We start from the raw sequence: 16,000 nt of genomic DNA, 5'->3' as shown, positions 1-16,000 counted from the left end.
TGAAAAATTTGTAAATGTTGTATTATTCTGTGGTAAGTTAATCAAAAGTTAAAAACCCCAGCAATAGTTAGCTGGGGTTTTTAAAGAAAAACAAAGTCCAAAGTAATTTCCAAGGGAAGCCTGATTACTCACAGACAATGGCCGTGCCGTTGGCGCTGACCATGAGCATGGAACCGTTGCCGCCAATGGTCTGAAAATCAAGGTCTACTCCGATGATGGCATTGGCCCCCAGTCGTTGGGCCTGATCAATCATTTCTTTGAGGGCAATGCTTTTGGCTTCACGCAGGCCTTGCTCATAAGCACCCGAGCGTCCCCCCACAATGTCACTTATTCCAGCAAAAAAATCTTTGACAAGATTCGCGCCAATAATGGCTTCTCCGTTGACCAAACCAATGTACTTGGTGATTGTTTTTCCTTCAATGTTGTTGGTAGTAGTAATGAGCATCGATGTAACGTAGAATGGTTATTTGTTGATGCAATATACGTCATATTGAAAGACTGTTACGATAGAAAACAGGAACAACGGTCTTTGTACCTTACTAGCGCATTAAATTATCCATGAACATGCATAGATTCTATCCTTATTCAGCAGATTTGATAAACGATTGCACCAATTGAAGGTATTCATCTATTTGCTTTTGTTTATGGGCTTGCGTCCAACCCAATTCCTGCGCCATCAGATTTGCTACTACGGGCACGGCCTCTTGGGTTGCTTCCCAATCCATGATTTCGAGGCGCATCCGCCGCGCCAATACATCACGCAGCGTACAAGCCATTTCTTCCCGAACCTGATAAATCACTTCGGCCTGAATGAAAGGGAATTTTTCCACCAAACGTTGCGACCATACGATATTTTCTTGCGTCAGTCGGGCTACTTTGTGGGCCCGGCTACCGTATTTTCGGATCAAATGTTTGGCAATGTCTTTGGCTAGGCGGTAGACCGTTTGAATAATCTTCCAATCCTCAAAAGCAAAGTCCTCGCCACCCACCAGCACATGGTCAGCCGTTATACATGGACGCTCAGCACCGAGTAATTCACTCGCTTTGTCGATGGTTTCTTTCGCCATGTACCGATAGGTCGTCCATTTACCACCCAATAGACTCACCAGATTGGAAGACTCGTCGTATTCTACTTCGTGGTCGCGCACGAGTTTTTTGGTAGAATCAGACTCTCCCGCCGCCAACAACGGGCGCAAACCGCCAAAACCCGCTTTTACCTGACTCTTATCGGGGCGCTTGGCCAAATACGGTGCCAATGTATCCAACAAAAATTCAACTTCTTTTTCTTCCAACAGGGGTTCGTTCTCCAATTGAGTATAGTCGGTATCGGTGGTTCCCAACAGTAATTGACCTTCAAAAGGAATGGCAAACACCACCCGACCGTCGCTGGTCTTCGGAATCAGCATGGCATCGTCACTTTTCAAGACTTCATACGGCAACACAACGTGGACGCCCTTACTGGGACGAATCCGACGAGAAAGCGTCGGATTTGCTTTGAGGCGAACATGATCTGCCATTGCCCCCGTACAATTGATGAAAAGTTTGGCTTTAATCGAAAAAGGTGACTCAATACCATTATCAAGTGTAGAAGTTACCACGGCACCTTCCAGTTTGCCACTGTTATCTTTTTCAAAATCAATCAGTTGCAAATGATTGGCAACCGCCACACCCGCCTCCGCCGCCGCGTGGGCAAGGCCCAGACAATAACGAGCATCATCGAGCTGACCGTCAAAGTAAAGAACCGCACTGTGGAGTTTTTTGGCGTCCAACGAAGGCATCCGTAGCATGGTTTCTTTTTTGCTCAACCACCGACTTTTTGGCAAGGAGTCTCCTTTGGCAAAAAAATCATACATCCGCAGGCCGATGCTAAAATAGAGTCCTTCCCACCAACTAAACACGGGCGTCAACAAAGGCAGAGGTCGGGCAAGGTGCGGGGCATTTTGTAACACAATCTGCCGCTCTTCCAACCCATGACGCACTTGCTTCAACTGCGCAAAGTCAAGGTTTTTGAAGGCTTGCTCCAAATACCGTACGCCGCCGTGAATCAATTTCGTTGATTTTGAGGAGGTTTCAGCCGCAAAATCGTTTTTTTCAATCAAGGCAACTTTGAAACCCCGAAGGGCAGCGTCCAACGCACAACCCGCTCCGCTGGCCCCTCCACCAATGATACAAATATCAAACGTTTCTTTTTGCAGTCGTTGAAGGTCTTGGGTACGGTTCATGGAATTGGAAGTAAGTAATGAGAAGCGAGATAATGATATAAATAGGTATATGCGATAAAACTAAGCGACAACCCCTACGCCATCGGTGATGGTAACGACGTAAGTAGCCAAATTTCGTTGATATTGGTTGGCATACGCCAGTGACATTGATTCGATGAAACGGTCTACGGCTTCTGTTTTTACGATTGAAATCGTGCAACCGCCAAAACCACCACCCATCAATCGTGCCCCAAGAACATCGTCAACGGGCAATTGATGCGCCTGTTGTACCAAGAAATCCAATTCGTCACAACTCACCTCGTAGTCTTTGCTTAAGCCTTCGTGGGTAGCGTACATTTTTTGACCAAAGGCCACCAAATCACCCTTTTGTAGGTCTTCGCAGGCCGCCACCACCCGCGCTATCTCGGCCGTGACGTAACGGCAGCGGCGATAAACATTGTCGGGCATCTCGGCCCGATGGCTTTCGACCTGCGCCAAGGTTACATCGCGGAGGCTTTCAATGGTGGGGTAAAATTCCTTTAAAATCGCCACGCCTTCTTCACATTCAAGACGACGGGTATTGTAGGCCGACTCGGCCAAGGTATGTTTGACGCCCGAATTACAGAGTACTATTTTGTAATGAGACAAATCGAACGGAAAGTATTCAAAGCTCAAATCACGGCAGTCGAGACGGATAACCGCATTTTCTTGGCCGTGAATGGAGGCAAACATATCCATAATGCCGCATTGCAGCCCCGCAAAGTTGTGCTCTGCGCGTTGGGCAGTCAGCGCCAACTCCAAACGCGGAACATTGAGCGCAAACATTTTACTCAACGCAAAGCCCATCCCACTCTCCACCGCCGCCGATGATGATAGCCCAGCACCGTTGGGCACATCGCCACCAAAGGCCACTTCAAAACCTTTGTCAATGACGTGGCCGTTTACCCCCAGTTCGCTGACCATTCCAATCAGGTAATTTGCCCAGCTTTTCGAGGATTTGAGCGGTTTATCGACCGCGAACTCGTACGCATCGTCCAAATCGGCCGCGTAGAGTTTGCACAGGCGGTCGGTACGAGGAGCAATAGCAAAATAAATGGCCTTGTCAATCGCGGCGGGCAGTACAAACCCGTTGTTGTAATCGGTATGTTCGCCAATCAAATTGATACGGCCAGGGGCACGAACAATAAACGAAGGCTTTTTACCAAAAACGTGCACAAATGCTTCGGCAATCTTATCGGGGTAGGTATTCACGGGCACAACGATGATTTATGGGAGACAGTTGAGGCCACAAAAATAGAAAGTTTGACGGGGGTTTTACAATTTTTTGCAGGATTGTTGCCAAAAACCCATAAAAGGCTTACTTTTGCGGTCAGATTTAAAAACGGTCCCATAGCTCAGTTGGATAGAGCAACAGATTTCTAATCTGTCGGTCTTTGGTTCGAGTCCAAATGGGATCACTTTTCTGACTCGATACGATTCATTACGATTTAAAAAGTGCCTTTAATTGACTTTAAAGGCACTTTTTGTACATTTACGTATCGCCACGCGTCGGGCAATATAACACCGATGGCTGAAATAACCTTCTCCTACTATATACTGGACATATACGAGCAAACATTCCCTGCAAAATCACTAGAGATGTGCACATGGTTTCCTATTCGCTGGACCACAGTTCCATCACCGTGACCGAAGGGTATTTCGGCGCAGCTGAACCAGAATACAATGATGATTTAGTGTTTAAAGTTTTTGGAGAGTAAATTTGTTACAAGTGAAAAAACAAAATCTTTGAAGGTTTTTGATAATAAACAGCTTTAGCATGGGAAATAGAATCATAAAAAAGATATTAGAAGCAGAAACAGCTCAATTCAGGACTAATTTCAGCGCCATCTCAAAAGATATATTTTATGATCCAGAGAAAAAAAGAATATTTCATAATGGAGAGTTCGGGTCATATAGGGAAAAAATCGTTAAAGACTTTTTAAAACAACTTATACCGCAACGATTTAGTATTGGCACGGGCTTCATTGTAAATTCAATCGACGAGGTAAGTACCCAGTGCGACCTGATATTTTATGATTTTGATCAAACACCTCTAATAAAAGATTCTCAAAATCAAACTTTTTTTCCTGCTGAAACAGTAGGTGGAATTATAGAGGTAAAATCCGTATTAAATTATACAGATTTTAAGAAAGCTCTTAATAAGATGGCAAGAAATAAAATGTTAAGAAATGAGAATAATCTTAAAAAATTCAAGTGCTATAATTCACTTGAAAGTGATAGTCAGATTATAGGCAATCCATTTAACGATTTTTTTTCCTGCCTAGTTTGCAACAAATTAACTTTTGATCCATTCTTGATGGACTCTAATGACATATATGAACAAGACATTCCGCCTCGCTACTGGCACAATCTTATTTTGTCAGTGGATGATGGAGGACTTCTGTTATATAGAGGTCCTGAAATGAAATTAACCCCTTATCCAATACTACCAGGTCAAACCTTAGCTCAGTTTTTTTATACAATAAAAACGGATGACCTTCCCTATTTAGAAATGTATGAATTCGCTCAATTTTTATTTTTAGGACTATCAGGAGTGAATTTATACATCCCAGAACTGTATTATTATCTAAAAGATTAATAATTAATGGAAGTGTATAACGGTACAAACAATCGAGCCTTTTTTGTACTTACCTCAACAAAATCGAAAGATGCAGTAAAGCCACAAAGGGTATAAAAAACAGAATACGCATGGTTTTTTTATGAATCATGGGTATATTTATAACGTCTTTTACCCGAAATAGTCCCCATTACTCAACTTCTACCGCTCAAAAAACGGGAGAAACCATCTCTCTACCAAAATGATGACTGCAAACAGACCTCAATGGCACCAATTGTCGGTGTGGGTTTTGCTCTACTTAGGCCTCACAATGGCTTGTCAACCCCAAAAGGAAACCAAAGAAACCGCCAATAATCAAACAACGGCCCAAATTATCTGCGGGACCGCCCCCAGCGACAAAGCTTGGTATAGCTCGGGGCAGAAAGCAGCCCGTTTTGATAGTCTAGGCGACCTGAGTTTTCCCATCACCACCAAAAGCCCCGAGGCGCAAAAGTATTTTAATCAGGGGCTTATGTTGGCCGTTGGCTTTAATCACGCCGAGGCGGCGCGTTCGTTTTACGAAGCCATTCGGCTGGATTCCACCTGCGCCATGGCCTACTGGGGCTTTAGTTACGTGTTGGGCCCCAACTACAATGCAGGGATGGAACCCGACAACTACGAGCGTGCGTATAGGGCAGTGAGGCAGGCAATGCAATTTTCGGCCAATTGTACCGATAAGGAAAAGGCTTTGATTAATGCTTTGGCCAAACGCTATTCCGCCAAACCCGTTGAAGACCGCAGGGCCTACGATGAAGCTTATTCGAAAGCAATACAGCAAGTTCACGAACAATTTCCCGACGATGCCGACATTGCGGCCCTTTACGCCGAATCGCTCATGGATCTGCACCCGTGGGATTTATGGGAGCACGACGGCCGCCCCAAACCTTGGACACCGGGCATTGTTGCGACTTTGGAAAAACTGCTCGTGCGCAACCCCAACCACATTGCCCTCAATCACTATTATATACACGCCATTGAAGCCTCACGAACGCCCGAGCGCGGACTCAGGAGCGCCACAATTCTCGGTAAAGTAGCCCCTTATGCTAGCCATTTGGTACACATGCCCTCGCACATTTATATCCGTACGGGCAACTACCACGAAGGCTCATTGAGTAACTGGCGAGCCGTGGAAGTCGATAGCCTTTACCTGATGCAAAACCACGCCCAAGGCGCTTTTCCGCTTTATTACTTTCCGCACAACTATCACCTGTTGGTGGCCACGGCTACCCTCGAAGGCAATTACCAATGGGCCATGAAGTCGGCGCAGAAGGTGGCGGAAAACACCCACAAAAAGTTGATGGCTGATCCCGCCTGGGCTACGCTTCAGCATTATTACAGCGTTCCTTATCACGTGGCAATCAAATTTTCAAAATGGGATGAACTGCTCAGGATGTGTCAGTCGGATACCGTTCGGCTTAAATATCCGACCGCTATTCGTCACTACGCCCGGGGAATGGCTTTGGCTGGCAAACACCAACTGGCACAGGCGAAAACAGAACTCCAACAACTCGAAAAACAAATGGCTGACCCTGACATCGCTCAACTGACCATTAGTGGAATCAATCACATGACTGCCATCCTCAAAATAGCCCGTCAAGTCTTGAAAGCAGAAATTTTGGTGCAGGAAGGGCAGCTCCCTTCGGCCATCAAATGGCTACGCGAAGCCGTCGTGATGGAAGATGCCCTGAATTATCAAGAACCACCAGATTGGTTCTTTTCGGTGCGCCATCGTTTGGGCGCGGCGCTTCTAAAAGCCAAAAGTTACGATGAGGCGGCAACCGTATATAATGACGATTTAGCGGTATTTCCGCGCAATGGTTGGGCGCTGGCGGGCCTTCATCAGGCACAGATGAAAAAGGGAGCCGTTGAAGAGGCCAAAAAAACACAAACACTACTGAATGATGCTTGGAAATGGGCTGATAAAGACTTGAAATCAAAAATCACGAACGATTTTTAGGCTTTTTTAAGGATTGTCCTGCAGCCCTATCAACATTTTTAATTCCCAAAAATCAGACTTTAGACCACATAATTATATGATTATTAGCAATCTAACATTGTAATTTTTCAAGCTCATTATCCATGGCTTATTAGGTTTAAAAAACGGCATTGCTAAAATACTTCCCCGATACATCCCGTTGATTTGCGAAGCAAAAAATACGGGCATCAAAAATGAAAGAACCCGTATGGCATTGCCACACGGGTTTCTTTAATATACTCAACGTTATGAAAATAAAATAAATTATTTCACTTATTCAAAAATAGTAAATTATACCTAAAATATAAAATAAATCTTCAACGAAATTTTCATCTGCCCCATTTGTGCGCCTATTTCGTTGATTTTCTAACGTATAGCACCACACCACTCGCATTAATTTATGTCTAATACGCCTAGCCATAAGAAATTTTTATAGCCCTTAAAAGACAATACCTAGGAATGTCAAAATTGTAATTTCCCGACAAAAACCGTCCTTCGTTCAACACAAAGCAGATGCTCAATCCTGCAAAATCTTTCTACAATGAGCTTTATTGAGCATTATGAAATATTACTTAAATACTACTCTACCTTATGAATGCAGGCAGGCAATGATGCTCCAACATCTGCATTTTTTGCCACAAAAAATGCTTCGTAATTGGCCAGTTGTATTTACTTCAAAAGAAAGAATCATCATTAGATACCAAAAATATATTTTATATACCAATAAGGAAATTCAAGTAACTAATACCAAAAACATTATGGCTGAATTACTACCGAGAGAATACCCTTACATTGCACGTCCAACATTGATTTTTTTTCTTTTAAAATTAACTCGATAACTCACTCACTATCAGGCACAAATACACCTATATGGTTATTAGTCTACTTTTTGGCACAAAAATTGTAATTCTACTAACGACCATTGCTTACAAAAGTATACTAAAGCTACCTACTTATGAAAATAGCCTATTACCTAAATCAAGGAAGGCAAAAAAATCTATACTGCCAGATCATTGACGATACTGAAAAAGTGTCGTTTTCACTGAATCAAACGATTGTTGAAGAAGAATGGGATTCTTCAAAAGAAAGAAGCCTACATACTGAGTCTTACTTTACCATGCTCACTAACCTCAACAAATACCTGCTAACAAAATACAGTGAATTGAAAAAAACCGAAAATCAGGGCGTGTTGAAAAAGCTAAAAACAAATGTCAAGACCCTAATTGACGGGGCGGGCATCGAAAGTATTCCTACTAAAATGGGCAAACAATGCTCCAACCAAACTGTCATTCCTCCAGTCAGTCACTTCGAACTTGCCTTCCAACGCTATTCAGGCCTGAAAAAAGGAGAATTCAGGACCATAGAAAAAGAGGAGAAGGTCTATTTTCGCACCAACGAAAATAGCATATACACAATTGATACCTACCCAGGACTTACCAAACGCTTGACTTCATTAATTGATAACCGTGCTTATGAACAACTCCATCAAACAACTGACGAAAGCATTTGGAATACCGTTTTTGAAGGAGTAAAAGTCGACAAGCAAACCCTATTGGCCAAATTGCAACAGGAATTAGAACTCTTTCGGCAGCATTTACCCCATGAAGAACGCTCAAAAATAGACCATTTAGCCCCTCAAAAATTTCTTGACAATTTTAACTCCTTCAAAACAAGTTATCAAGGGATAAAATCTTGTGTATCCTCGGCGTGTACGTTTGAGAGGCCCCTTTTATTTCCGCTGATTGTTTTGGCACTGATGCACTACTTCAATCCCGCTGTATTTTATGAACAATATTGCGCCATTGAATTTAGCGGAGAAGAATGGGAAGGAATTGTCACCGATGAAAACGAAGGGGAACAGCCAACATTATTTTTTGTAAAAACGGTTGAACAGTATTAAATCTAACAGTTAAGCATAAATATTGACCCTACGACTGCCTACTCAGTCCTAGCTAAACCGCTTGTCATTTTAAACACCTAACTTATCGGCAATGCTACTTCTGCTTGAACGAGGCTTTCGTTCAGGGCTTTGTGCTTTACATTAGTTTTGAAAATTTCTTTTTTTACCCAACCTAAATTGCGGTTTTGTCAATACCTTTATACGTATTTCGTATGTCCTCGACCCGATAACGTTTGATAAAATTCTACCATGAACCGCTTTACAATCACAAGAAAGCTATTGCCCTACTTCGCCATTTTTTTTCTATCTCAAATCGCAAAAGCCCAAGAAATAAAACCCGTATTTGAAGGATACAAATTGATGCGAAGTGATGAAAATGAGGACTTTTGGCGCAAAAACAAGCCAACTAAACCCTTATTATACCAATTAAAACTAATTCCACTCAACCCTTCTCACAGCGTTAATTTTACGATTGGCGGCCAAATACGAACCCGTTATGAAGTTTTCCAAAACGATACATGGTCAGACAATCCAAAGCAAGACAAGGGTATCTACGGGCACCGACTTGCCCTTCATACGGGCTTACAATTAGGCAAACACTTCCGGGTTTTCGGCGAATTATACCACGGCTTTTACGGGCAAAAAGTTTTTTCTCAATACGAAAAACTCGACCTGCATCAGGCATTGGCCGAGTTTACGTTGCCGTTGGAAACCACCCAATTGAAGTTAATTGCCGGACGGCAAGAATTCAACTGGGGTACGGGTCGGATCGTTTCACTCCGCGAAGCGCTGAATATGCGCCGGAGTTTTGACGGAGCAAGATTAATTTCAAAATCTCATATGTTAAAAATAGAGGGATTTTATGCGCTGGAAGTCATTCCTCAATTCGACCCTTTCAACAACAGTTCTCGTCATGCACCCAAGTTTTGGGGGTTAAATTTCGCTTTTGCGTTGCCTAAAAAATTGGGCAATTTAGAACTGTACTATTATGGTTATCAACGGATTAATGCCAAATTCCAAAATGCTTCAGGCCTCGAAACCCGTCATTCACTGGCATTTCGGACTTTCATTGAAAACGGCAAACACTTTAACCATAACTCGGGCATTATTTACCAGTTTGGCAGCATCGACAAGTCGACCATCAGTGCGTGGTCGTTTCAATCTGATATGCATTATATATGGAGCGAAGCCCGCTACAAACCCAATCTAGGACTCAAATTGGAGTACGTAACAGGCGATAAAAATGCCTCCGATCAACAATTAAATACGTTTAACCCCATGTTTAACAACCCGTCCTACTTTGGTTTGTTGAACAAGATGACTTCAATGAATTTAAAAGGAATCCATCCTTCTTTTCAACTGAATCTAAAGCCTACCTTGAGGGTTAAAGCAGAAGCCAATTTTTATTGGAGAGCAAACAAAAATGACGGTCTGTACGCACCCTCTTTGGCCAACATCAGAGCAGGAAAAAGCACGCAGGATAGTTATATCGGCACCCAGTTGGGAGCTTCGTTTGAGTGGGATTTGAGTAAAAACGTCTCTTTTTCCAATGAATTTGCCTATTATATAGCAGGTAAGTACCTCGAAGATAGCGGTGGTTCGGAAAATATAACTTACAACGTGACAACCCTAAATTTTAGGTTTTAAACTCTCTGGAAAAACTTCGATGAAACCGTTCTTCCTCAATTCCCTTGCTACCGTTCATCAGATTTATCAACAGTGGGAACGGCATTTTCCATTTCTAAAATTACGGATTTACTCCCCCTCCCATCAACTGATTGACGACAATGCCACCCAAGTTTCTTTACAAGCGCTTTCATTAACTGCTGAGCATCAAACAGAACTCAAAGTTGACCCCAACATGAGCGTTCGTTTGTTTGTGGAAGCCTTTCAAAATACTTTTGGATTACGGGCGGAAGTGCTTCGTCATTCGGGTTATTCGTGGGATGAAACCGAGAACACCGACCTTTGGACATTAACGGAACAAAACCAAAAGGGCAAAGCACAATCTCAGATTTACCGTACAAAAGAATCCTAACGGAAGTAAAACTGCGCTAAATACCTAAAAATCAGCCCATAAAATAAGGAATAATATCGTCATTGATTAATGTTTCGATGGTGCGTTGAGTATCAACTTTGATAAAAAAGTCAACGTAGTCTTCTATGGGATACTCTATTTCAAAACGAGTGGAGACATAATCACTGTTTCTTAAATCTGAAATGGTGGGTTCGGCCTCCCGTTTTTTCAGCCGTTCCCGGATTGTTTTCTCCGTAGCCATGGTTTGAATCACCACCAAACGAACCCCTCTTTGCTCACAAATCACTCGTAGCTGCTTCAAATATTCTTTGTTGCGGTAGGTTGCATCCAAAATCACCGCCCCAAATTTGTCGATTTCAGCTAAACCTTTATTTGCCAATGTTTGATAAACGCCCTCGGTCACTTGTGCTTCGTATAAGTGTGCACGTTCAGCATCGGGCAAACGTTTGTAAAGGTCGATGCCTGCCCGTTGTTTTCGTATCGCATCCGAACTCAAGACTGAAAGACCAAACTCATTGGCGAGCGCAGTGGCCAACGTTGATTTTCCCGTAGCGCCGCCCCCCATGCACACAATCGCCGTCCGCCGTCGGCATCGAACCCAAAACAGCGTACCGAAAGGCCAATTGGAAATAACGAACCGCTTTTTGTTGGCTTTCCAGCCGTACCTCTGGCGATACTTCTGGCTCTCTGAATTTGATGGTATCGACCTTGCCCCGAACACAGGCTCGATAAATTTTATAAAAATTCAACAGCAAACTCACATCGTCTTTTTCCAACACCGCCAGCAGTTTGTGTTGAAGATAAACCACCTGCGGATAGCAATGACGATATTCCAAATCCATCAAAAGAAAGGCCAAATCATTGAGCCAGTCTAAGCACCTCAACCGCTGACTAAATTCAATACAATCATAAATGGTCACGGTATTGTGCTCAATATGAACATGTTCTGAGCGTAAGTCTCCGTGCCCTTCAATGATTTTACCCAGCTGTATACGCGCTTCCAGAAGGCCTTTACTGCTTTCAATGAATTGAAATAAAGCCGTTTTAATCCATAGGGCCGCCAAGGGGCTCAGTGTTTGACTGGTGGCATCGCTAAAATCTGAGGTAATTTCAAGCAATGTACTTTTAATCGATTCAATGCTTGCGAATGCCGAAATTTCGGGTGAAGTAGGTGTATTTTGATAAAACGTTAGCAGGCGATTGGCCAATAAATCCAGTTGGGAAATAGGGAAATCAGGCAATTTCAGACGATTTATCAATAAATTTTCGTCGGAAAGCCGTCGCATTTTTATCACATAGTCAACCACTTCGCCCTCCGCTTGAAAACTCAGTTTGTTCCCGTCCCAATAAATGGGTAAAATTCCTAAATACAAATCAGTACTGAGCCGCTGATTCAGTCGAACTTCTTCTTGACAATAAAATAAGCGTTTTTTGAGGGTGGAAAAATCCAGAAAGTCGAACAGAACACTTTTTTTTAGCTTATACACAAACTGACTCGTCAGGGATACTACCGAAATGTGGGTTTGAAGGATTGAGACCTCATCTGTAGGAGTGTCGTAAGAAGTTTTGTCTGACAAAAACTTGATAAAATCAACAAGAGGAGGAACAGAAACCATGACACATCAAGGTTGGTTATGATTAAGGCATAAACAGCCTATTTCGTAAAAATAAACAAAACCTACCAATGGGCACGACGTAGTTTGTCTGGATGTAAAATTTGGATACCACCAGAGGTTGACATCTCAATAAGCCCATCCAACTTAAACTCACTCAAAGTCCGAATCAGCGACTCCGTTGCCGTACCCACCATAGCCGCCAAGTCATCACGCGAGAACTGAATTGCTTTGGTAGAATCATGGTTTTGAAGACGCAATAGCGTATCGGCTACCCGCCGCCGCAGGGAGTTATACGCCATGACCAACAGCTGTTGTTCTCGCACCTCTATCTGAGTGGCCAATAGTTTGACAAATATTTCACTCACCTCTTGGTCGGTCAGAAGCAATTGTTGAAATTCGGGTTTAGGGATATAAATTAATTCGGAATTGACCAAGGCTACGGCCGAGTCCATGTAGTCGGCACTTTCAAAAAAGGCTGTATATCCCAAAAAGTCACCCGTATTGTATATGCCTGTAATCAACTCTTTGCCATCGGCATTGGCCCGTACCGTTTTAATTTGGCCCGACTTGACATAAAACAACCGTGTTGGGTCATCGCCTTCCAAATATATGTATTGTCTTTTTTGAACGGCATGAATTTTTCGCTCAGATAAAATACGTTGTAGATTCCCCTTTTTGGAAGACTCTTCTGTGACATGATTTAAATTTGTCAGCCCAGAGGCCCCATTATTGGCCTTAAGATGAGCTACTCGTTTTAGCCGGCTGTCGATGGCACTTAGCAACTCACTTTCTTCAAAAGGCTTCGTAATGTAATCATCTGCCCCCAAATCCATTCCTTTTCGAAAATCATTACGGTCGGTTTTGGCGGTAAGAAATATAAAAGGTACACAACAAAGTTTAGGATTGGTATTAAAAATTTGGAGCACTCCATAACCGTCCAATATGGGCATCATAACATCGCAAATGACCAAATCAGGTTTATTTATCAGCGACTTTTCTACCCCAATTTTCCCATTTTCGGCAGTTTGAACGTTATATCCAACCATTTCCAAAATCTCAGCTGTATTTTCACGAATCCCTCTGTTATCTTCTATTAAGAGAATAGTTTTCATAAAGTTAAGTTAATCATGCATCGTGTCACAATTCAGTACTTGAAATAAAGCACCTGCGGAAACTCTAATTTATATACCGAATTAGAATCACAATAAATATCCAAAACAGACATGCTAACATTACTGACAAAAGTCAGTGTTTTAAAAATAATGTGACACAAACACCCAAAAAAAGAAATAAAACAGTGCCTCTTACCTTTAATAATCAACATCTTACAATACACCACCCGAATTAATCACCCTTATTAATTTCCCATCCTTCAAGTATTCACAAATAGACCTATTGGTATACATTCATTTTTAGAAGATATGCATTTTGATGAGATTGTCAGGAAGTAAAACTCCAGCGTACAGGCGATTTCATCTCAATAAAAAACCTGCACGACATGGTCATGCAGGTTTGGAAGTATTACTCAACGTTATGAAATATAACATATATACGAAGCATTTCAAATTTTAGATGTTGTCCTTCATTTTTTTTAAACCCAACAACATCAACAGCAACCAACTTTTAACCGCCTATTTTCATCAAAAGATATTAAAAACAGTACACTAAAAAGCATACTTTAAACACACACTTAAATAGAGTCAATAAAATATAGAAATAATAACATTAAAGTAAATAGGTACATTTATTTGGCATTAACTTGGCCTAAAAACCTTAAAACAATAAAAATAAGAGGTCTTCCCATCAAAACTTAACCCTAACAATATCTTACCGAAAAGGATATTAAAAAAAAAGTATACGCTTGCAAAATGTCATATTAAACTGTAAGTTTGTAATATATATCCCTGAAACTTTTTATAGTGCCAACAAAATATCCATGAAAGTATTTTAGATATAGCCATTTCACCCAATTCCCAGATTAAAAAATATTGTACTTTATTACTACCACAAAGCATCTTCTAATTAAAAGTATAGCCTTGGGTAGTACGATGAATTGAAAGAATCGTTATAGCTATATACGTTCCTTAAATAAAAGTACCAATAACCTAACTCAACATTATGGAATCGCCCATTTTAACCCCTACTAAAGAGCAGAAATGCCCTTATTGTAAATCTATTGCCATTGACCGACGAAGGCGCCCTCTTTTTGTACGAAGTGTTTTATTCTTTTTACCCCTAAAATACTACCGATGCGATAGTTGCCAGCGGCGTTTTTATCTATTTAATTGATGTACAGCACACGGTACTCCCTAGCCCATAAGTAATTCCCTCACGGGTCTTATGACGCAACCCATTGCATCATAAGACCCGTTAAATATCCGCAATAAGTCCCTAAGGCATAGCCCAAAATTGAGAGCAAAACCCCAACGGGAGCCAATGAAGCATGAAAAGCCGCCGCAACGACAGGCGCCGAAGCCGCACCACCAATATTGGCCTGTGAGCCCACCGCCGTAAAGAAAAAAGGCGCTTTCACCAGTTTTGCCACGCTAAGCGTGATGATGACGTGGACCAACATCCAAATAATGCCCACCAAAAATAGTCCGGGATTTTCGGCTACCGCAAATAAATCCATTTTCATTCCGATCGTTGCGACCAAAAGATACAGAAACAGTGAGCCTATTTTGGATGCCCCCGCAAATTCAAGTTTGCGAAGCGGCGTCAATGACAAAAGAATACCGATTAACGTAACAATTGAGACTATCCAAAAGAAAGTAGAAGTAAGGCTCAATTTTTCAAGCGAAGGATAGTTTGTTTTGATTAAAGGAGCAATAAAATCGGCCAAAAGATGCGACAAACCCGTGGCACCGAATCCGACCGCCGCAATCAAGACGATATCGCGCAGGCTAAAAATCCGCTGCGAGGCTTTCTGTTCGCTATCGAGTCGGTTTCTCAATTCATCAATGGCCGATACATCCGCCTTAAAGGCCCGGTCGATGCGTGCCGAAAACCCAACTCCGTAAATCAATACCGCCATCCAGATTTCAGCCGTAATGACATCTACCGCAATTACCTGCGAGAACAAACGGTCGCTGGGCTGAAACACTTCTTTCAAGGCCGTTTGATTTGCTCCACCCCCAATCCAACTTCCAGCAATGGTGGCCAATCCCCGCCAAACCGCATTGGCGCCCTCACCTCCCACTATCTCTGGGTTTATGATTTTCACCAGCCCAACCGCCAAGGGGCCACCCACCATAACTCCTAAAGTTCCGGCCAGAAACACCATCAATGCCTTCGGGCCAAGTTTCACAACGGCCTTAAAGTCCATACCGAGGGTAAAATAGACCAAACAAGCGGGTAACAAGTACTGTGAAACCACGGGATAAAGTTTTGATTCTTCACCCGATATTACACCAAACGTATTTAAAAGCCCTGGCACAAAATAACAGAGCAACAAGGGCGGCACAATTCCGTAAAATTTTTGCCAGAAGGGATTTTTGAGCGAAGCGGTGTGAAAAATAAGTGCCAAAACTACAAAAAGAAGACCAAGCACTGCCGCGTCGGAATGAATCATGTGTATAGAAGGTTAGGATAGAATGAAATGCAAATCAAAGGAA

General features: G+C 42.4%; 12 protein-coding genes and 1 tRNA gene. 6 read left to right on the top strand and 7 right to left on the bottom strand.

Translation table 11 applies throughout. The features are described from left to right. Positions 1–124 precede the first annotated feature (124 nt). The 3 genes from DVG78_RS29265 to galK form a co-directional block, all read right to left on the bottom strand. Complete coding sequence (locus DVG78_RS29265; RefSeq protein WP_114065682.1) at positions 125–445, bottom strand: heavy metal-binding domain-containing protein; 321 nt, start codon at positions 443–445, stop codon at positions 125–127. A 136-nt stretch (positions 446–581) separates the two neighbouring features. Continuing rightward, a complete protein-coding gene (locus DVG78_RS29260; RefSeq protein WP_114464557.1) occupies positions 582–2,222 on the bottom strand; it encodes a glycerol-3-phosphate dehydrogenase/oxidase in 1,641 nt (546 codons plus the stop codon). Between the two features lie 60 nt (positions 2,223–2,282). Then, a complete protein-coding gene (gene galK / locus DVG78_RS29255; protein ID WP_310589141.1) occupies positions 2,283–3,452 on the bottom strand; it encodes a galactokinase in 1,170 nt (389 codons plus the stop codon). Positions 3,453–3,584: 132 nt separating this feature from the next. Here galK and DVG78_RS29250 point away from each other — a divergent pair. The 6 genes from DVG78_RS29250 (at position 3,585) to DVG78_RS29220 (ending at position 10,770) form a co-directional block, all read left to right on the top strand. Beyond that, positions 3,585–3,658 (top strand) — tRNA-Arg (locus DVG78_RS29250). A 359-nt stretch (positions 3,659–4,017) separates the two neighbouring features. Beyond that, positions 4,018–4,839 (top strand): DUF6602 domain-containing protein, encoded by an 822-nt coding sequence (locus tag DVG78_RS29245; protein WP_114464555.1) that lies wholly within the window; start codon positions 4,018–4,020, stop codon positions 4,837–4,839. Positions 4,840–5,059: 220 nt separating this feature from the next. Then, positions 5,060–6,814: a tetratricopeptide repeat protein gene (locus tag DVG78_RS29240; protein WP_229598351.1), complete on the top strand. Its 1,755-nt coding sequence runs from the start codon at positions 5,060–5,062 to the stop codon at positions 6,812–6,814. A gap of 973 nt (positions 6,815–7,787) precedes the next feature. Next, positions 7,788–8,732, top strand: coding sequence for a hypothetical protein (locus DVG78_RS29230; protein WP_114464552.1), 945 nt, complete (start codon positions 7,788–7,790; stop codon positions 8,730–8,732). A gap of 249 nt (positions 8,733–8,981) precedes the next feature. Next, positions 8,982–10,379: an alginate export family protein gene (locus tag DVG78_RS29225; protein ID WP_114464551.1), complete on the top strand. Its 1,398-nt coding sequence runs from the start codon at positions 8,982–8,984 to the stop codon at positions 10,377–10,379. A 19-nt stretch (positions 10,380–10,398) separates the two neighbouring features. Next, a complete protein-coding gene (locus tag DVG78_RS29220) occupies positions 10,399–10,770 on the top strand; it encodes a hypothetical protein (RefSeq protein WP_114464550.1) in 372 nt (123 codons plus the stop codon). Between the two features lie 31 nt (positions 10,771–10,801). Here the strand turns inward: DVG78_RS29220 and DVG78_RS29215 are convergent, their stop codons facing one another. The 4 genes from DVG78_RS29215 to DVG78_RS29200 form a co-directional block, all read right to left on the bottom strand. Beyond that, positions 10,802–11,305 (bottom strand): P-loop nucleotide/nucleoside kinase family protein, encoded by a 504-nt coding sequence (locus DVG78_RS29215; protein WP_229598350.1) that lies wholly within the window; start codon positions 11,303–11,305, stop codon positions 10,802–10,804. Beyond that, positions 11,283–12,386 (bottom strand): hypothetical protein, encoded by a 1,104-nt coding sequence (locus tag DVG78_RS29210; RefSeq protein ID WP_114464548.1) that lies wholly within the window; start codon positions 12,384–12,386, stop codon positions 11,283–11,285. The genes DVG78_RS29215 and DVG78_RS29210 overlap by 23 nt, the downstream gene beginning before the upstream one ends. Positions 12,387–12,448: 62 nt before the next feature. Then, positions 12,449–13,498: a response regulator gene (locus DVG78_RS29205; protein ID WP_114464547.1), complete on the bottom strand. Its 1,050-nt coding sequence runs from the start codon at positions 13,496–13,498 to the stop codon at positions 12,449–12,451. A gap of 1,226 nt (positions 13,499–14,724) precedes the next feature. Further along, the gene (locus tag DVG78_RS29200) at positions 14,725–15,957 is read right to left on the bottom strand and encodes a DUF819 family protein (RefSeq protein WP_114464546.1); all 1,233 of its coding nucleotides are present in this window, start codon (positions 15,955–15,957) and stop codon (positions 14,725–14,727) included. Positions 15,958–16,000 lie beyond the last annotated feature (43 nt).

This window comes from Runella aurantiaca (assembly GCF_003339505.1).
GTDB classification, from domain to species: domain Bacteria; phylum Bacteroidota; class Bacteroidia; order Cytophagales; family Spirosomataceae; genus Runella; species Runella aurantiaca.
The sequence above is the reverse complement of the archived record's forward strand: the minus strand, read 5'-3'. Positions and strand labels throughout refer to the sequence as shown.